This is a genomic window from Exiguobacterium sp. MH3 (assembly GCF_000496635.1).
Lineage (GTDB): Bacteria > Bacillota > Bacilli > Exiguobacteriales > Exiguobacteriaceae > Exiguobacterium_A > Exiguobacterium_A indicum.
Genome location: NC_022794.1, coordinates 2,740,969 through 2,760,589, shown reverse-complemented (window position 1 = coordinate 2,760,589; position 19,621 = coordinate 2,740,969). Strand labels below are relative to the sequence as shown.

The following is a 19,621-nucleotide window of genomic DNA, read 5'->3' as shown; positions in this document are numbered from 1 at the left end:
CGCATACGCACTTATCACGCCATCATAAATAGAACAGAAACGAAGCAGAGGAGTATGGGGAATGGAAAAAATCGTTGTCCGAGGCGGACGTAAATTAGCTGGCACAGTCAAAGTAGAAGGTGCAAAAAATGCCGTATTAAAAACACTCGTTGCAACATTGCTTGCATCAGAAGGGAAATCCGTCCTTCAAAACGTACCACGTTTAGCAGACGTCTATACGATCAATAACGTGTTGCGCAACTTGAACGCGGAAGTCGAATTCGATGCGGAAGCCAACACGGTGACGGTCAATGCAGAGCCGAATCTTAAAGACGAGGCACCACTCGAGTACGTGCGTAAGATGCGAGCTTCGATTCTCGTCATGGGACCATTACTCGCACGTCTCGGTCGCGCACGCGTTGCGATGCCAGGTGGTTGTGCAATTGGGTCACGTCCAATCGATCTCCACTTGAAAGGCTTCGAAGCGATGGGCGCGAAGACGATCATCGGAAACGGATTTGTTGAAGCGCATGTCGACGGTCGTCTCCAAGGTGCAAAAATCTACCTCGACTTCCCATCAGTCGGTGCGACAGAGAATATCATGATGGCTGCGACACTCGCAGAAGGAACGACAGTCATCGAGAACGTCGCAAAAGAACCAGAAATCGTTGACCTTGCGAACTTCTTGAACGCAATGGGCGCAAAAGTCCGCGGTGCAGGTACAGAAACGATCCGCATCGAAGGCGTCGAGAAATTACACGGTGCAACACACTATGTCATTCCTGACCGGATTGAAGCAGGTACGTTCATGATCGCAGCAGCGATCACAGAAGGTGACGTCGAAGTCATCGGTGCTGAGCGCGAACACCTTCGTCCACTCATCTCGAAGATGGAAGAGATGGGCGTTAAGATCACGGATACAGAAGAAGGACTCCGTGTCGTTGGTCCAGCAAAACTTGAAGCAGTTGATGTCAAGACGATGCCACACCCTGGTTTCCCGACAGACGTTCAAGCACAGATGATGGCCCTCGTTCTCAAAGCAGGCGGCACATCGGTCATCACGGAAACAGTTTTTGAGAACCGTTTCATGCACGTTGAAGAATTCCGTCGCATGAACGCGGACATCAAGATTGAAGGTCGCTCGTCGATCATCAATGGTGGTGTACAGTTACAAGGTGCGGAAGTTCTTTCAACGGATCTTCGCTCAGGTGCTGCACTCGTCACAGCAGGATTGATCGCTGAAGGCGAAACGCGTGTCGGTGCGCTTCACCACATCGATCGTGGATACGTCGACTTCCACCTCAAACTTCAAGCACTCGGTGCAGACGTCGAACGTGTGACAGAAGAAGCGGCAATCGTCGAAGAAACGGCAGCAACAAAGCTTTAATTCCAATTATCCAAGCATCATCTCATGTTTTTGAGATGATGCTTTTTTGCTGTATTTTCAAAAAGATGACAATGAAATGTGAAAAGCGAAAAAGAAAGTCGTTTCGTTATGAGGCGTATGCTAGAATTGAAAAGTATGTATACATAAATGGGTTAGACGTCCAAACGACGTTCTATATTTTGGAAGAATAGCCATCGGGTAAAGGAGAGCACACGAGATGTTTTCAAAAGATATCGGAATCGACTTAGGGACGGCGAACGTCGTCATTCATGTCAAAGGAAGAGGCATCGTCCTCGATGAGCCATCGGTCGTCGCGATCGATAAGGCAACAGGTAAGATTCATGCAGTAGGAACGGAAGCACACTTGATGGTAGGGCGGACACCGGGGAACATCGTCGCGATTCGTCCCTTACAAGACGGAGTCATCGCGGACTTCGAGATGACGGAAGCAATGCTTCGCCATTTCATTGATAAGATTGAAGTCCGTAAAATGTTCGGTGGCGTCCGGATGTTGATCTGTACACCAGCAAGCATCACGACGGTTGAAGCGAAGGCGATTCGTCAAGCCGGTGAAAAATCAGGCGCAAAGACGGTCTTCCTCGAAGTCGAGCCAAAGGTCGCAGCAGTCGGTGCCGGTATGGACATTTGGATGCCAGCAGGGCACATGGTCATTGATATCGGTGGGGGAACGACGGACGTCGCTGTACTATCGATGGGTGATATCGTATGCGGGGAGACGATCAAAGTCGCAGGAGATCGCTTCGACCACGACATCATCCGTTCAATCAAGGATACACATAAGCTCATCATCGGGGAACGGACGGCACAAGCGGTCAAGACGACGGTTGCTACTGTTTCAGAAGACGGACGGAGCGAACAGATGGATATTCGGGGACGCAATCTCGTGACAGGCTTACCGCACAACATCACGGTGACATCAGAAGAGATGCACGAAGCGCTCGCGGAAGCAGCGATGGAAATCGTCGAAGCAACGAAGCGTGTGCTCGAGAAGACACCACCAGAGCTCGCAGCGGATATCATCGATCGCGGTATCATCCTGACGGGTGGGGGCGCACTCCTTGACGGCATCGATCAACTGCTTGCAAAAGAACTCGGACTACCGGTTCTGATTGCAGAAGATCCAATGCTATGTGTCGCACGCGGTACAGGCATCATGCTCGATAATTTAGGCAAGTGATGAAAAGATGGAAGTGTTCTCATCGGAGAATGCTTCTTTTTTTTGTAGCATCCATTTTGCGAATTAATGAAGAGTAGAGGACAACTGGAAGAAACACTTGAACGATTCAAACGCTAGACATTTCATATTGTGAAGTGTATATTAGAAGTTGTTGTATTGAAACGAATTGTAAAATAAAAGGAAGTGATGCCACAATGCCATTGTGGAAAAGAAATTTAGTCGTCGTTTGGTTCGGTAGTTTTTTGACCGCTGCAGCCCTCAGTCTCGTTTTACCGTTTTTGCCCTTATTCATTGAAGAACTCGGTGTCGACAGCCGACAAGATATTACGACCTGGTCCGGCATCGCTTTTGGTGCAACGTTCCTCGTCGCTGCGATCGTCTCACCGATTTGGGGACGTCTCGCCGATCGAAAAGGTCGGAAGCTGATGTTGCTTCGCGCAAGTCTTGGTATGTCGATCGTCATGTTCTTGATTAGTTTCGTTCAAGACGTCTATCAACTCGTATTCTTACGTCTTGTCATGGGAGCCGTGTCCGGATTCATTTCAGCCGGTATTACACTCGTTGCTTCCCAAACCCCAAAAGAGAAAAGTGGCTGGGCGCTCGGCACCCTGTCGACCGGTGGGATTGCCGGTGGATTGCTAGGACCTCTCATTGGAGGATTCCTCGCCGACGTTGTTGGGCTTCGACCCGTTTTTCTCTTTACGAGCGTACCGCTCTTCATTACCTTTCTCGTGACCTACTTCTTAGTTAAAGAAGAATTCGTCCCAATGGAAGTTAAAAAAATGGCGTCCGCGAAGGAAATCATCCAGTCGCTGCGTCATCCGGAACTGATTTTAAGTCTCTTTTTGACGACGTTCCTGATTCAGTTCGCGGCACAATCAATCAGTCCGATCCTGTCGCTGTATGTTCGAGAACTTAGTCCGGGGACAGAACGTCTGGCGTTACTATCCGGGATTGTCGCTTCGGCACCTGGGATTGCAGCATTGATTGCGGCACAGCGTCTCGGTCGTCTCTCAGATAAGATTGGAGCAGAGCGTGTCTTGTTCTTTGCGCTACTTATTTTTGCTGCCTTTTTGATTCCGCAAGCATTCGTCACGGATACCAGTCAATTGATCGTCTTACGGATGGGAATCGGATTTGCGACAGCTGCTTTAATGCCGTCTGTTCAAACGTTGCTTCGGAAGAATACGCCAGCCAATGCGTCAGGCCGGATCTTTGGATATAACCAGTCCGCGCAGTTCATGGGGAACTTCCTCGGACCACTCGCGGGTGGACAGATTGCCGGGCACTTCGGCTTTGAAGCGTTATTCCTCTTCACTGGACTGATCGTCATCACGAATGCCGTGTTAGAGCGGACACAAACAGCAGTGCTCAGTAAAAATAACGGATAAGGTAAAACACGTCGACTCTAACGAAGGAGTCGACGTGTTTTTTGTCTTAAGAAGGCGGTTCGAGAACGTCTTCCAAAAAGGAAGGTTGAGAATGTTTCAGTTGCTCCTGGACGAGAGAAGAGAGCGCACGCACCTTGAAATCCGCTGCATAATGGAACAGGCCGTTATCGAGTTCCGTGATGGATACAGGAACGAGAAAAATCTCGGGATGAATCAATGAGGCAAGTGTCACGTTCAGTTCGATGTTTTGATGAATCGGCAGACGAATCGAAGAGTAGAAGAACAACGTCTTATTCGTACATCGATTGATCAGGATATCAGAGGATCCGACTTGGATGGCTCGACCGTTCAGCCGGGTGATCGTGATTTGAGCAAATAATGATAAAATCGCTTCGACTGGAGCGGCTGTACCGGTGTGTTGTGGATATAACATCCCTTTCGTCAGTAATTTTTCAAAAGTGCTCTCTGATACTGGTTTGCTAAACAAATAGCCTTGAATCAGGTCGCACTGTAACTCGCGATAAAAATCGAGCTGCGGAATCGTTTCGATGCCTTCTGCAACGACAGTCAATTGAAACTCCTTTGCCATGAAGAGAATACTTTTGACGATGGAACGACTTTTTGGATCGTGCTCGATCAGTTGCGCGAGGGAACGATCGATCTTTAGGCAATTGATCGGATAGCGCTGGACGTGAGAGATCGATGAATAGGCGGTACCGAAGTCATCTAAGGAGATATGGACACCGAGTGCAGAAATTCGTTCTAGAATCTCATGGATTTTATCGCTTTCAAGTAAGATGTCGGACTCGAGTAATTCAATCTCAAGGAGATGACCCGGTACTCGGTATCGCTTGAGATATTGTTCGATGACTTGTCCGAAATCTCCGTAAAACAGACGCTTCGGGGAGACGTTGATGGAAATCGGAACGATGTTCGAATGGCGTTGTTCGCGAAGCTTACTGAGAAAACGACATGTCTGATCGAGTACCCAATCCCCAATGTGGAGATACATCTCACTTTCTTCCGACAAGGAGAGGAAATCCTTTGGCGTCAAGCGTCCCCACTCCGGATGATTCCAGCGAATTAACGCTTCGGCTCCTTGAATATTTCCGTTCCAGCCGTCGACTTTCGGCTGGTATTCGAGGACGAGCTGCTCGTTTTGAATGGCGTACCGTAAATCCCGTTCGAGTTCATAACGGCGATACATATCAATATCGAGCGTCGTCGAGTAAAACTGATAATTGCTCTTCGTTCGTGATTTCGCACGCCGGAGTGCTGTATACGTTTGTTTCAATAATTCGTCTGCTGATAGTTTATCGTTGACGACGTATGTGATACCGATATAGACGTTCGTGAACAATTCATAAGACAAGACATCAAAACGTTTTTCAGACAGCTTCAGTAGCTGATGGCTTAGTTTCACGATAGCTGTCTCATCAATCGGTTTCTTAATGATGAAGAGATACTTATCACCGAACAGATGACCGACGAAATGATCTTGATCTGCAAAGCGACGCACTTCAGTACTCGTCTGGCGAATCCATTCATCTCCGACATCATGTCCGAAACGTTCATGAATGACATTGTATTGCTTAAAGGTGATAGCAAGCAACGTAAACGATGTTCGTGTCTTCAATAAACTCGTGATTTCCTCGAGTAAAAAGGCGCGGTTCGGTAACTGAGTTAACGAGTCATGCATGGAGAGATGCCAAATCGTATGCTGTTGCTCTTTTAAAATCGTAATGTCAGACGAGACCCCATAATGACCCGAGACATCGCCCTTATTATCAAGAATTGGAATACAGGTTTCCTCGATCCAAAAGACATTGTCGAGGAGTTGGAGGCGATAGACGTGTCGGATGACCTTACCGTTACGAATCTCAGGATACGAGAGTTCTAAATGTGGTAAATCCTCGGGATGAATCAGTGTCCGCCATAACTGGGGTTCCTTTTCAATCCGGTTCAGGATGTGCTGATAGGGAGCTAAAAAACCGGCTGATTGAAACGTGACGGTTTGCGGATGATAGATATGTTCGTAAATGGACGTATCCAGTGAGCCGAAGACATCCTTTAAGGACTGAATGGCATGATCGCGTTCGCGTTCAAGACTCGTCAGCTCCGTCGCATCATGCAGGATGAAGTTGACGCAGCGGGGAGAAGAGTTTTGCTGAAGTAAGGCATCACAACGAACGACTTTCGTATAGTGACGTCGTTTGCTCATTCGAAGGGACATCGAGAATTCAGCAATCTGCTCGTCACACAAGGCAGTACTCTGTTGTAAGAATAGATCGCGGTCTTCCGGGTGGATTTCGTCGAGCAGTTCGTATGCATCCATTTGTGCGACATGACGCTGTGACCATTCTAGCAATTGACTAAGTGCGGCATCGGCAGTCAGTTGTTTCGTCGAAGGAATATATTCAAGAAAGGTGACGCCTTCAAGCGTCGTCGTCAACTGTTCCTTTGCAAGTAGACGATTATAAGCGGTACGTAATTCTTTTTGTTGGGAGACGTCACGCGCAATGCCGTAAAGTCCAATGATGACGTGTTGATTGTAGAGGGGAATGTTCGTGACGTTGACAGTCAGGATTTGACCATCTTTTCGTTGAATGTCCGTTGTGAAATGAATCGTTTCGCCTTCGTGAACACGATGTTTTAGTGGTGCAATACGTTCAGCTTCTGATTTGATGAGCAGCTCGCTGAAATGCATACCACGGATCGCGTCGGTGGGATAACCGAGTAAAAGAGGTAGCTTATTATTAAATGCGATGAAATTTCCTTTCAAATCCATCGTATAAACTGCATCCGGGTGATTTTCAAGGAAGTGGGTCATGTCTGTCAACAGTGTGAAATCTAAAGAAGGAGTGGTCGATTGGTTCGTACGTCTTTTAAAGAAAGACACCGTCATCACCTCGTTTCAACTGGTCGATATGAACTACTTCTAATTATACCCAATTGGAATAATTATGAATATGAAACGAATTCAAAAGAAGGAGAATGATTTTTTGATAGGAATAGTAGTACTTTAGATGCAACTCAGAATTTTATTCCCTTTTTTTGAAAAAAACTCATAATCTGAAGCAAACGGACCGATATACTAAAAGATAGAATTGAACATGAAGTCAATGAGGAGATGAAATATAGATGTTACGCGGAATGTATACGGCATCCGGTGCGATGCAGGCATTGCAACGCCAACAAGAGATGTTGAGTAATAACTTAGCGAATGCACGGACGCCCGGCTTCCGTGCCGATCAAGCATCCCTGCGCACGTTTCCGGAGATGATGATCCATCAAGCGGCGACGAATGAACGGACGGGAATTCGACCTGCTGGAAACGTCGGTACGCTCGCGACAGGTGTGTTTATGCAGGAGGCGACACCGAACTTCGCACCTGGATCCATCACGGAGACAGGAAATGCGACGGATTTACAGATTAGTTCGATCGACGGTGTGCCGATGTTCACGATTTTCCATAATACGGGAGAAGGAACAGGAATCGAAGGAGAAACATTGTATACGACGAATGGGCAGTTCGCAGTCGATGGAGACGGTATCTTACGGACGACGGACGGTGATCAGGTACTCGATGAAGACGGTAACTTTATGAACGTCGGCAATGACGATTTCAAAGTCTCACCTGAAGGTGTCGTGACGCGGGGGAACGGAGAGCAAGTCGGACGACTAGGACTTGTGACGACGAATAATACGGAACAGCTCGAACGGGTTGAGAACGGACTCTACCGGGCACCTGAAGCGTTGGCACAAGGCAATGTCAAGGTTGATCAAGGGGTACTTGAACTCGGGAACGTCGCGATTGAACAGACGATGGCAGAGATGAACGCTGGTCTGCGTCAGTTTGAAGCGAATCAAAAAGTCATTCAAGCGTATGACCGGACTGCCGAAAAGGCAGTTTCTGAAATCGGTCGCGTCCGATAATGAAAGGGGAACACCATGCAATCACTCTATACGTCAGCCAGTACAATGGCGCAATTACAAAAACAACTCGATACGACCGGGCACAACTTAGCGAATGTCGATACGAACGGATATAAACGTCGTGACGCCCAGTTCAAGGAGCTGTTGACGCGTAACATCCAGAACCAACCGGCTGCATTGCAAACGGGACCTTTATCGACACCGGCCGGCTTACGAATCGGTGTCGGCGGCTATGTCGCCAATGAAGCGACGCGCTTTTCGATGGGAACGTTCAAACGGACGGACCGGGCACTCGATGCCGCCTTATCGGATCCGCATCATTTCTTTGCGGTCATCGATCGGGATGGGGTGACGAAGTTCACGCGAGACGGAAACTTCCAACTATCTCCGCAAGCCGATGGGCGTATTCAATTGACGGATGACGCGGGACGGTCTGTCGTTAACGGTCAAAATGAACCAATTCTCTTACCTGCGGATGCGACGGGTGTCGAATTGAACAAGGACGGCAACGTCACGGGAATCGTCAATGGAGAGCGCCGTGTCCTCGCACGACTTGCTGTCGGGTATGTCGACAATCCGAATCAGTTGACGGAAGATGGAGCCGGATTGTTTACAGCACCAGGACAGTATGAAACAGTCGATGGAAATCCATTGACGGTCGGCACACTCGAGTCGTCGAACGTCGATATGGCGACCGAGATGACGAATTTGACACAGATTCAACGGGCGTATCAATTCAATTCAAAAGCACTGATGACGACCGATCAGATGATGGGAATCGTCACGTCACTGAAATAACATGAAAAAGCAGATCGCCTCAGATTTGAGTGCGGATCTGCTTTTTACGTTCAGTCTTGTAGCGCTTGATAAATAGCGGCCATATCAGCATCCCCATGGTCAAGCTTTGCCTTCGTATAACTACGATCCGCTGCTTGAGCGAGCGGCAACTCGAGCTGCTGACGTTTTGCTTCAGTTATGATCAGCCCGAGATCCTTCGCCATCAAGCGAAGCGGGAAGGCAGACGGGAAATCGTTGTTCCGGTACATGTCCCGTTTACCGGTGAAGAGCGGCGTGTTCATGCCCGATGCACTGATCATCTGGATCAGCTTCTCTTTCTCAAGACCCGCACCTTCTCCGAGCAATAACGTCTCCGCGACTCCTTGTCCGACGACGGCGAGTAAGAGGTTGATGGCAAGTTTTGCCGCACTTCCTGAGCCATGTGGACCGAAATGGATCGTTTCCTTTCCGAGTAAATCAAGATACGGCTGACAAGCCGTGACGACGTCTGCGTCACCGCCAGCAAGCAAGACGAGCTGCCCGTTTTCTGCGACGGGGACAGACCCCGAAACAGGAACTTCAAGATACGTCCCACCATTCTCTTCGACAAGCCGAGCCATCTGCTTTGTTTCATCTGGCGAGATTGTACTTAAATTGACGATCGTCTTACCGACAAGCTCCTCTTGCACGCTGTCGAGAACGGACGCGACAGCTGGTCCGTCCGCGAGCATGACGAAGATGATGTCGCTTTGATGTACTGCGTCCTTAGCTTCTTTGACCGCTGTTGCTCCTCGATCAGTCAACGGCGCTGTTTTTTCATACGTCCGGTTGTAGACGATCACGTCATGCCCACCGTCAAGCAGACGTTTTGCCATCGGTATACCCATATGTCCTAAACCAATCCATCCAAGTTGCATGTTGATTCCTCCTTATCCTAATGCGCTTTTGACTATACCCCGCACGTCGTCGAATCTAACGACAAAAAAGACCGTCCACATGATGTGAACGGTCAGGTGATTAATCTTCATACGTGAGGATGGTCGAGATGACAGCAATCGGGAAACGGATCGTAAAGGTTGATCCAACACCGACGACGGATTCGACATCAATCGTTCCGCTGTGGTGTTTAACGATTTCCTTACAGATTGATAGACCCAGACCGGTTCCGCCGATTTTACGTGTTTCGGAGTTATCGACACGATAAAACTTATCGAACAATTTCGGAAGGGCATCTTGCGGAATCCCGATGCCTTCATCCTGGATCCGGATTTGGGCGAAACCGAGTTCATTTGTAATCCGTATCAAAACCGTACCACCGCTCGGTGAGTACTTGACGGCATTGCTGAGCAGGTTGTTGAGCAACTGCTTCATCTTTTCTGCGTCGCCGTCGATCATGATCGGTCCACGTGCCTCGAAATCAATCGTGTGTGTCTCATGCGAGACATCATAGAACTCGATTAAATCCTGGGCGAGTTCGACGACATCAAACGTCGTCATCTCGTAACGGTGTTCGCTCGATTCCATCCGTTGAACATCGAGGAAGTCATTGACGAGCGTCGTCAGGCGACCCGTCTCGGAGTGGATCGTCTGGAGATATTTCCGTTGCCGTTCTTCCTCGAACCGTTTATTAAGCATCAGCTCGGTGAAGCCATAGATCGAAGAGAGTGGTGTCCGTAATTCATGCGAGACGGTCGAGACGAATTCTTCCTTCATCCGCTCCGCTTCCGTCTCTTTCGTCACGTCACGGAGAACAAGCATCGTACCGACCCACATGCCGTCGACTTCAATCTTCTCGGCATAAATCTGGATGTACGTACTCTGTTTTCGAATCGAGACGATCAAGCTATCTTTTGGTAAATTCAGCTCAACGATCTGTTCGATGTAACGCTCAAATGGTGCTGGTTCATCGATGATGTCAGCGAGTGCCTGCATCGCTTGCTGGAAGGCAGAGCGCTCTTCGTCTTTGAACTCTGTTGGTACTTCCGGGAACAACGTCATCAGCGGTTCGTTGACGAGCAATTCGTCCGTCTCATGTTCGATGTAGACGACGGCTTCACGAATCGAGTTTAATAGTTGGGTCGTCTTATTCTTCTCACGAATCATTTCTTCATAAATCCCCATCCGGAGAAGGGAAAGCGATAATTGATGCGAGAACGACAAGATGTCATCCATCTGTTCCGCTGTGAAGGCATCGCGATAGCGCACGAGATAGATACAGGCGATCATGTGCTCTTTCGTCGGATCAAGAACTGGGACTGCGACCTCATACATATAGTATGGGTATGGAAGCGGACTTTCGTGCGCGACCTGTTTCGATGAATGAACTGGACGCTTTAGGAGGCGTGCGCGGTGCAAGAGTGATTGATCATCGGAGACAAGACGACCGACCATCTCTTCCGTCATCCCATAATCGATCGTTGAACGGACTTCCTGTTGATTAAGGAACAACAATGCACCAATCTCAGAATGTGTGATCGAGACGAGCTTCTCGATGATTTCCGGATACGCCGTCAGTGTCTCACGGGACGCAAGCGTCTCGGTCAATTCATTGCGATACTTGAGATGTTGTTCGCTCCGAAGCGTGATATCGAGTGCTTCCTCAAGCTCTTCCTGTTGCGCTTGCAGTTCTTCTTGCTGGGCGACGAGTTCTTCCTGTTGTGCCTGGAGTTCTTCGTTCTTCGCCAGCATATGGACCTTGTTGTCGGCAATCGATGCCGCCATTTGATTGAATGATGCCGTCAGCGTATGCAGCTCGTCCTTCCGTTTCGGTAATGGAATCGCTTGGATGTCTTCACCTGTTGCAAGCAAAGCGCTATCGCGAGACAGTGCGTTGACCTGCTTCGTAATGCGGCTGATGAATGGACGAACGAGAGAGAAGAGGACGAGAATCAAGACGACGAGGTTCGACAGCCAGATGAACTGGGCGACACGCATTTCGCCAAGAAGATCGTTCTTTGCATCGACTTCTTTCCCTTGAATCAACGTCAGATAATCAGCAAGTAACGTATCAATCCGTGTCATGTCGACATCAGCGTCTGATAAACTAACCGATCCGCGTATTGTTCCGTTTGCATTAAACAGATCCTTCCCATTCGAAAGCGCAGCAAGGGTATCAGGGTCGACAAAAGCTTCATCGATTTTCCCGTCTTTCTTCCCGTCGACGTATTCAGTAAGGAGCGGCAGTGCTGTTCCGAAATAATCGTCATACATTTGACGTGTCGCGGTTGCGTACTCTTTTCCTTGCTCGTACACAGCGTACTTTTCGAACCATGTCGTTAAACGATTGATTTCCTGTTGATTCGTCTTGACGGTATCCAGTGTTTCCTGTGAGCCGGTCAATAAGTAGGATTTAACGTTACTTTGCGCGACGGTCCACTCACTAGCGAGGTCATTCGCATTCGTTCGTCGTTCACGTAAGTCATCGAATGTCGCATTCGCCTGATCGATTTTTTGTTCCGTGTAGAAATAAACGATCGCAGACGTGATGCTGAGGGCGACGAACACCATATAGAAGGCGAACATCAATTGGCGACCGATGGTATGGTTGATCCATTTCACTGGGGTATCCTCCGTATTCTATTTTACATGTATGAAAAAGATTGCTTAAGTTCGAATATATTCATCTTACGCACATTCAACTTGTACGGCAAATTTGAATCTGCAAATCTTATTAAAACAAATATATCATATATTGGTTAAAATGGAGGAACCGATATATTTTCTGAGAATAAGGATTAAGAAGCGTTGTTTTAAGGAAAACAATAGAGGATATGGAACTTCATACTTTAAATTAGGGAAGTGGTTAGATGCAAAAAATGTTCGAAAACAAATGGTACCGATTCGCCTGGTGGATCATGACGTTACTCATCATCGTCTGGATTGGCGATCATGTCACGTTCCTATTCCGACCGGTCGCGATTTTGCTACAGATGGTCGTACCACCGCTTGCGATCGCCGGGATTCTCTATTATGTCCTGCTACCGATCGTCGAGTTGCTCGAGAAAAAGATGAAGCGACGACCTGCTGTCTTGATCGTCCTCGTTGGTCTGATCGGAATCTTGACGACGCTCGGCTTCATCTTTGGTCCGATGCTATCAGAACAGATCACACAGTTCGTCAACTCGATTCCGACACTTGCGACGCAGTTTCAGCGTCAATTGATCGATGTCCGAGAGCAACTTGAAAACAGTTCGGTATTCTCACGCTTCCTCTCAGGACCAGATAACTTGTTCAATAAGTTTTCCGGCAATATTTCGGAATACGCTTCGACGTTCCTCAAGAACATCGGTACGGGCGTTGGTGGATTCGTCAGTGTCGTGACGACGACGGTCGTGACGATCGTCATCATCCCGATCATGTTGATCTATATGTTGCTTGATGGCGATAAGCTGAAAGGCAATCTCGTCAAGCTGATGCCGTACGAGTACCATAAGGAAACGAAAAAAATTCTCGGGGACGTCCACTTGACGATCATGAGTTACATCCGAGGTCAGGTCATCGTCAGTATCGGGGTCGGGATCATCGCCTACATCGGATACTTAATCATCGGGATTGATTATGCGTTGCTGCTTGCGTTGTTCGCGACACTGACGAATATCATTCCGTTTCTCGGTCCAGTCCTTGGTGTCATTCCGGCATTGATCGTCGGGTTCATCCAGGATCCGATTCTTGCGATTTATGCAATCATCGTCATGACGGTCGCGCAACAGATCGATTCGCACATCATGTCACCGCTCGTCCAAGGGAAAACGCTCGATGTCCATCCATTGACGATCATCATCGTCCTGCTTGTTGCGGGGAACATCGCTGGTTTCTTCGGGGTCTTACTCGGTGTCCCGTTCTACGCCGTCATGAAGGTCGTCATCCTGAACATCCGTCGTCTCTATCATCTTCGCTCGCAAAAGAAGATGGTCATCACGGAAGAAGAGAAGACGTTCGATACGATTGTCACGGAGCGCGATTGAGTTTTGAAATTCACGTAAAAGTGCGTCATACTGAAGACGTAGTTAAGAAAAAGGGGGCAGGGATCAGATGGATTCACGTCATACCGAAGAACAAGCCGATTTACTGGCATTGCAGAAGTTTCAACACAACTTCGAGAACAGCCTCAAGTCGAGTATCATTTATCTCTTGCGTGATGGGGCGTTGACGATCGGGGAACTCGAGCAACGGATCGATCAGTCACACGGTCAAATCCTCGAACAGCTGCAGGAGCTGATCGAAGATGGTCTCGTCGTCCAGCAGATGTCAGAAAAAGTGCACGGGCTGGCCTATTATTTAACGGCACCGGCAGAAGATCTCGTCCGTCAGTTCAAGGAATCGATTCGCTGGAGCAAACAGCATATTCGTTATTGATGGACGTCAAAAGCCAGAGTCGCTAGACTCTGGCTTTTGTGTGGATCTTAACGACGTACGGCACTGAAGGCTTCTTCCGATTCAATGCCTGCTTTGTTGACGGCTGTAATGATGAAACGACCCGTCGCATCTTCTGGAAGTGGGAAGGCTTTCCGTTCGATGACATCTGTTGTACCGAGTTTTTTGCGTTTACCGTCTTTTTCTTGATAGATGTTGTATTTGACGACATCTTTATCCGTAGAAGCATACCAGTTGACGAATCCACCACTGACGCGGACGTTCGTGGCTGGTTTCGGTGGTGTTTTGACGGGATCAGATGCTTTCTCATCGAGTTCTGTGAAAACGACGAGTCGATCATCATACGTTCCGGCATTTTGGTCAAACGTTCCGATACACGTAATCAAGTTAAGATTCCGTTTCTCAGAAGCACCAAAGATTTTTTGAAGCGGGGCATCCAAGTGATCGTATTGAACAAGCTTTTTGACGCGGAAGACGAGCGTCCGTCCCGAAGCATCCTTAATCTTGATTTGATCATTCTTCTTTAAGTCTCGTAGTTGATAGAAGACGGCAGGACCTGTTTTCGTATCGGTGTGTCCATCGATGACAGCATTCCCGACATCGCCTGGACGTGGACCAAACTTATACCAGCCGACTTGTTGTTCATTCTTTGGTGTCGCCATGGCGCCATTCTTATCAAGACCGACTTGCTCGACCTTTGTTTTGACGTCAAGCGTTGGAATCGAGAGAGTCTTTGGTAATTCAACTTCATTCGTCGAAAGATCCTTGAACTCTTTTTTGAAGATGTCCGATGGTTTTAACGGATCTTCTGCTGGCGCCTCCTTCTTATTCTCGGAAGAAGTCACCGTCTTGGGTGACGCCGTTCCTTGGGTGATGTTGGATGCTGCTTGTTCCGGTGTGCTAAAGAGCAGGAACAAGAGCGTTCCGACGGAAGCAACCATCAAAACGATGCTTGTCGGCAGTAACCATTTTCGCATGACGTGTAACTCCTTTCCGAGAGAAGGGTCTCTCTATGTAAAAACAGGATAGCAGATTGCTATCCTGTTTTTGATTATACCCAATTTCTTAGGCGTTTTGACGTTTGCGTGCGAGGACAAGACCAACTGCTCCGAGTGCGAGACCGAATACTGCGATTGCACCTGTTGTTGCAGCTGTGTTGTTGTCGCTCATACCACCGTTACCAGTGTTAGGCATTGAGCCTGGTGTACCATCCATGAATTTCTCTGGCGATTGTTTGACGATCGCTTCACCGAGGTTTTCACCTACGCCGTACATGTAAGCGTAAGACTCACGGAATGTGTCGACAGAACCTTTGTAGTCGCCTTCAACATACTGCATGAACGTATCTTGGACGTAAGTCTCGTGACCTGATACGGCTTCTTGTGCTGCTTTTGTTGGAAGGTTTTCTTCTGTTGCCGCACCGAGGAATGCACCGAAATCGTTCGAGAACATTTTGAGCATGTCTTGTGCGTCACCCATTAATTTTTTATCGTCATTGATTGCTGCTGTGACGAGGTTTGCTTGTGCTTCGATGTGGTTTTTCGTCCAAACTTGTTCGAACTGATCCGCACCGGCTTGACCGTAGATTGATTTGATCGCTGCTTTGAAGTCTGCAGTGTGCATATCTTCAGCCCAGTTTGCTGCATCGTAATCTTTCGCTTTATCCACACCAGCTGTCATGCTGAGGTTTGCAAGTGCAACGTGTTCAGCTGCAAGGCTGTTAAGTGTTGAACGAAGATCTGCTGCTTTAGAATCTGCTTTCGTGTTGTCGAATTTCTCAGGCATCTGTGTTGTGATAGCAACAGAGAGTGCTTTAGAGATATCGTACATGCGGCTGTATCCTTCACGGAACGTGTTGTACGATCCTTCGTAGTCACCAGCAGCATATTGTTGGAATGTCTTGTAGACATCTGCTTCGTGAGCACGGAGGACTTCTTCAGCTGCTGCTTTCGGGAGTTTACCTTCCGTTGCTGTATCGAGGAAGCTTGAGAGATCTTGTACGAACTCTTCTGTTTCTTTCTTCGAAGCGTTGATGCCGTCTTGGTCATCTGCTTTTACAGCTTTGACGAGGTCTGTTGTGTATTTATTGTGATCAACGAAAATTTTCTCGAATTGTTTTGCGCCTTCGTCGCCGTAAACGGAAGCGATGGCTGGTGTCATATCGAGTGCATTTTGTTTAAGTGCTGCTTCGTAATATTCTGCGTCTTTTGAACCGTCATATTGTTTTTTCATGTCCATGACAGCGAGGACGAAGTGCTCTGAAAGTAACTGATCGAGTGTGGCACGAAGGTCAGCAGCTTTTGTTTTGACCGTGACGTTCTTTGGTGCCTCTTGTTTCATGTCATCTGCGCCACCAGAAGCGAATGCTGCTGTTCCTGGAAGTACGAGTGCTGCTGCCATTGCTGATGCTGCGAATTTTTTAGTGTGTTTCATGTTGAATCCATCCTCTCGATTTTAAGGTAGTGGAGCGCTTGCTTTGGTTTTTAATATGAAAAACGTTTGGAAGCGTTGATCTAAACTTGAATAGAGGGATGAAACCGGGCCCGTGTCATCCTGTGCTTGTAAGTGTTGCTTGTGAATCTGTAAGGCTTACGCGGATGGATGGCATTTGGATTTAAAAAAATGTGAGATTTACGGAAATAATGTGTTGCGAATTTTTTACTTCCTTATATAACAAAAGAAAACTTTTTTTAAATGTTTACCGATCGCTCGTGTTACACTAGCTAGGAACCAGGAGAAAACAAAGTCATTCCTGATATTGTTACCTGGTACTAATGTGCTATACTACGCTTAGACTGAATCAATGAAAGGTGATCAAAATGGTACAAGACCAAGCAGGTACGGAACAGCCAACGCGTGAACGTTCAAAGCGACATCAACAAGGCAAGGACGCTGGAACATCTGAAAAGAAAACACCACGTCTTCGGAAGTACACGACGCGACGTGTCCCAATTCTCGTCCGGTTGTTGATCGTTCTCGTTCTCGTCATCGTCGCACTGGTCGTCGGTGCAATGGTAGGGTATGCAACGTTTGGTGGTGGCGAGGCAATGGATGTGTTAAAGCTCGACACATGGACCCGCATCACCGATTTTTGGATGAAATCTTAATTTGTCAGTGATGGGAGCTGTTTAATATGTATACAATCGAACAAATCAAGGAAGTCATTCCGCACCGTTATCCCTTTTTGCTCGTCGATCGGATTTTAGAGGTCGAAGAAGGCAAACGCGCGGTCGGAGTGAAAAACGTGTCTGCGAACGAAGAATTCTTCAACGGACACTTTCCTGACTATAACGTCATGCCCGGCGTTCTCATCGTCGAGGCGCTCGCGCAAGTCGGTGCCTTCGCTGTCCTCAAGATGGAAGCGAATCAAGGAAAGCTTGCTTTCTTTGCCGGCATCGAGAACTGCCGCTTTAAACGTCAAGTCGTGCCAGGCGATCAATTGCGCCTCGAAGTTGAATTGACGAAGTTACGTGGACCTATCGGAAAAGGTCGTGCCACAGCGACGGTAGACGGGGAAGTCGCCTGCACTGCCGAATTGACATTCGCAATTAAGTGACGACCAGATGAAACGCTGGTTGCTTCCTCTCGCGATTTCCTTATTGATCATCCCTGGCTGTCAGCGTGCTGAAAAAGTCGAGACCGCTTCCCCATCGGTCATCGTCGACCCGATCAAACGGGCTGGTCAGACAGAGAACATCTCCGCCCAGATTTCCTTAACGAGTAAGGACCGGATGCGTTTGACGATCAAGACGACGAATGACATTCGTCTTGACGACCAACAAGTCGACATTCGGTTAGAGGTCTCAAATCAATCGATTCCGTTCCCATTCGTGTCGTTTTCCGCTAAAAAAATGGGTGAGATTCGCACGTACACTTCAGATACAACCATTGAAGATGAAGTTTTCAACGAAAATCGCCTGCCTGTCCTGGTCATTGACGCCGGTGCAGGACGCGGGATTGAGATTCCGCTCGAAATCATCCGATGAACGATAAAGCGCCGACTCCTGTCACAGGAATCGGCGCTTTATCGTTTATTTGACGAGCGAGACGGCACGGTTTACGTCGAGTCGACCGTAGCCGTATGAGGTGTCGTAGCCTTTTGTTCCAAGATCACGAGCGGACGACTTTAAGAGTTTCTCTGTCGCGCTCGGTGACAAGCTCGGTTTTAAGCTCATTAGGAGACTTGCGACAGCTGCGACGTGAGGGGCTGCCATCGAGGTCCCACTCGAATAGGCGAGTTCACCGTCACCGATATAACTCGGGATCTCAACGCCCGGTGCGACGAGATCGAGTCCTTTTCCGCGGTTCGAGAACGAGGCGCGGATATCTTTTCGGTCCGTTGCGCCAACAGAGAGGACATGGGCATAGCGCGCAGGATAGCTGATCGTCTTCGCGCCGTCATTACCGGAAGCAGCGACGACGAGCACCTTCTTCTGATCGGCGTATGCGATCGCATCCTCGATAGCACGCGATTTTTCATCCATTTCCAGACTAAGGTTAATGACGCGGGCGCCTTTTTTGACCGCATGGAGAATACCACGTGCGACGTCCGACGTGGACCCTTGCCCGTGTGCATCAAGGACACGAATCGGAATCAAGGAAGCCGCTGGATTAATCCCTTGAATGCCATACAGATTATCGGCATTCGCAGCGATGATCCCGGCGACATGGGAACCGTGACCGTCTGGATCCGTGACCGACGTCTTCCCGCGAATGAAGTCGTACCCGAGATCGGTCCGGACGCGTCCTGCGAAGTCGGCATAGGTCGAGTTGATCCCGGTATCGACGACAGCGACGAGTGTCGGCTGTAACGTTTTTCCGGCGAGGCGTTTTAAGGCAGCGGCGTACTGGATGTCAGCTCCGACTTTTCCTTTTCGTTGCCCTGTGTTCTGGAGCGACCATTGGTACGGGCGATACATATCCTTTGCCGTCCGGACGGTCTGTGTATGTTCGACGTAGTCAACAGCAGCGGATCGTTCCAAGTAACGTTTTGCCTGTTGCGCGGCTGCTTTCGACTTGAACGTCCATTCTTCGAGGGACAGGGCTGGAAGCGACGATCGTGTCGCCTGCAGCGACGTCGAGACGGATTGTTTCAGACTACCGTGCTTCATTTTGACGAGGAGACTCGCGGTCTTTGACGTCGTCGCACTTGGCTTCATCGGTAGGAGCGGCTGGAGTTTACGGAGGCTAAAGGGAATCTGGTAGCGGGTCCCCGGTTTTCCTTCGAAGACGACATACTGTGTACCGGACCAGCTGAGCGGGAAGATCAACGCTTCGTCCTGTAGTTGGCGATACCGTTTGTAGGTCGTCCCTTTGCTGTAATTCTTCTTTGAGGTATAGACGGAACCTTTCGAGCGATCCAAGTCGAATTCGAGATGCGTTGCCCGTTCGATATAGAGGGCTGACGGTATGGTGAAGACGGCACGTCCGGACGCATCATATGTACCGCGTAACGTCTGACTCGTCATCGGAAGTGGTGTCGTAGCAGCCGAGACGACGGACGGGGTCAGGAGACTGACACCGAGCAGGAGTGGAAGGATACGTTTCATAAAAAATCACGACCTTTACGGAAAATGGTGG

Annotated in this window: 16 protein-coding genes; 10 read left to right on the top strand and 6 right to left on the bottom strand. The window is 48.6% G+C overall.

The features are described 5' to 3' along the window. The first annotated feature begins 61 nt into the window (after positions 1–61). From murA to U719_RS14255, 3 genes are all read left to right on the top strand, one after another. Complete coding sequence (gene murA / locus U719_RS14265; RefSeq protein WP_023469491.1) at positions 62–1,366, top strand: UDP-N-acetylglucosamine 1-carboxyvinyltransferase; 1,305 nt, start codon at positions 62–64, stop codon at positions 1,364–1,366. Between the two features lie 217 nt (positions 1,367–1,583). Continuing rightward, positions 1,584–2,564, top strand: coding sequence for a rod shape-determining protein MreB (mreB, locus tag U719_RS14260; protein WP_023469490.1), 981 nt, complete (start codon positions 1,584–1,586; stop codon positions 2,562–2,564). 194 nt (positions 2,565–2,758) lie between these two features. Then, entirely contained in the window at positions 2,759–3,955 is a 1,197-nt protein-coding gene (locus U719_RS14255; protein WP_023469489.1) for a multidrug efflux MFS transporter, read from the top strand. A gap of 46 nt (positions 3,956–4,001) precedes the next feature. On the opposite strand, the gene U719_RS16555 is transcribed toward U719_RS14255, so the two are convergent. Next, positions 4,002–6,785, bottom strand: coding sequence for a GGDEF domain-containing phosphodiesterase (locus tag U719_RS16555; protein ID WP_255343806.1), 2,784 nt, complete (start codon positions 6,783–6,785; stop codon positions 4,002–4,004). A 311-nt stretch (positions 6,786–7,096) separates the two neighbouring features. Between U719_RS16555 and U719_RS14245 the strand changes: the two genes are divergently transcribed. Together U719_RS14245 and U719_RS14240 are read left to right on the top strand one after the other, a co-directional pair. Next, positions 7,097–7,891 carry a flagellar hook-basal body protein gene (locus U719_RS14245; protein WP_023469486.1) on the top strand — a complete coding sequence of 265 codons (795 nt, stop codon included), beginning with the start codon at positions 7,097–7,099 and terminating at the stop codon, positions 7,889–7,891. Positions 7,892–7,906: 15 nt separating this feature from the next. After that, entirely contained in the window at positions 7,907–8,689 is a 783-nt protein-coding gene (locus U719_RS14240; RefSeq protein ID WP_023469485.1) for a flagellar hook-basal body protein, read from the top strand. A gap of 50 nt (positions 8,690–8,739) precedes the next feature. Here U719_RS14240 and U719_RS14235 read toward each other — a convergent pair whose 3' ends face one another. Both U719_RS14235 and U719_RS14230 read right to left on the bottom strand, forming a co-directional pair. Further along, positions 8,740–9,585 (bottom strand): NAD(P)-dependent oxidoreductase, encoded by an 846-nt coding sequence (locus U719_RS14235; RefSeq protein ID WP_023469484.1) that lies wholly within the window; start codon positions 9,583–9,585, stop codon positions 8,740–8,742. Between the two features lie 100 nt (positions 9,586–9,685). Further along, positions 9,686–12,226 carry an ATP-binding protein gene (locus U719_RS14230; protein ID WP_023469483.1) on the bottom strand — a complete coding sequence of 847 codons (2,541 nt, stop codon included), beginning with the start codon at positions 12,224–12,226 and terminating at the stop codon, positions 9,686–9,688. Between the two features lie 248 nt (positions 12,227–12,474). Here U719_RS14230 and U719_RS14225 point away from each other — a divergent pair, with 248 nt between their 5' ends. Together U719_RS14225 and U719_RS14220 are read left to right on the top strand one after the other, a co-directional pair. After that, a complete protein-coding gene (locus U719_RS14225) occupies positions 12,475–13,632 on the top strand; it encodes an AI-2E family transporter (protein WP_023469482.1) in 1,158 nt (385 codons plus the stop codon). Positions 13,633–13,699: 67 nt separating this feature from the next. Next, positions 13,700–14,023, top strand: coding sequence for a helix-turn-helix domain-containing protein (locus U719_RS14220; protein WP_023469481.1), 324 nt, complete (start codon positions 13,700–13,702; stop codon positions 14,021–14,023). Positions 14,024–14,070: 47 nt separating this feature from the next. Here U719_RS14220 and U719_RS14215 read toward each other — a convergent pair whose 3' ends face one another. Both U719_RS14215 and U719_RS14210 read right to left on the bottom strand, forming a co-directional pair. Next, positions 14,071–15,018, bottom strand: coding sequence for a class F sortase (locus tag U719_RS14215; RefSeq protein WP_023469480.1), 948 nt, complete (start codon positions 15,016–15,018; stop codon positions 14,071–14,073). An 88-nt stretch (positions 15,019–15,106) separates the two neighbouring features. After that, on the bottom strand, positions 15,107–16,474 hold the full coding sequence (locus tag U719_RS14210; protein WP_023469479.1) for a hypothetical protein: 1,368 nt from the start codon (positions 16,472–16,474) through the stop codon (positions 15,107–15,109). Positions 16,475–16,860: 386 nt separating this feature from the next. On the opposite strand from U719_RS14210, the gene U719_RS14205 reads away from it, so the two are divergent. From U719_RS14205 to U719_RS14195, 3 genes are read left to right on the top strand one after another with little or no spacing between them, the layout of a single operon-like run. Next, a complete protein-coding gene (locus U719_RS14205) occupies positions 16,861–17,148 on the top strand; it encodes a DNA-directed RNA polymerase subunit beta (RefSeq protein ID WP_023469478.1) in 288 nt (95 codons plus the stop codon). Positions 17,149–17,174: 26 nt separating this feature from the next. Then, complete coding sequence (fabZ, locus tag U719_RS14200; protein ID WP_023469477.1) at positions 17,175–17,597, top strand: 3-hydroxyacyl-ACP dehydratase FabZ; 423 nt, start codon at positions 17,175–17,177, stop codon at positions 17,595–17,597. 7 nt (positions 17,598–17,604) lie between these two features. Further along, a complete protein-coding gene (locus U719_RS14195) occupies positions 17,605–18,027 on the top strand; it encodes a hypothetical protein (protein ID WP_023469476.1) in 423 nt (140 codons plus the stop codon). Positions 18,028–18,072: 45 nt separating this feature from the next. On the opposite strand, the gene U719_RS14190 is transcribed toward U719_RS14195, so the two are convergent. Further along, positions 18,073–19,590: a S8 family peptidase gene (locus U719_RS14190; RefSeq protein WP_023469475.1), complete on the bottom strand. Its 1,518-nt coding sequence runs from the start codon at positions 19,588–19,590 to the stop codon at positions 18,073–18,075. Positions 19,591–19,621 lie beyond the last annotated feature (31 nt).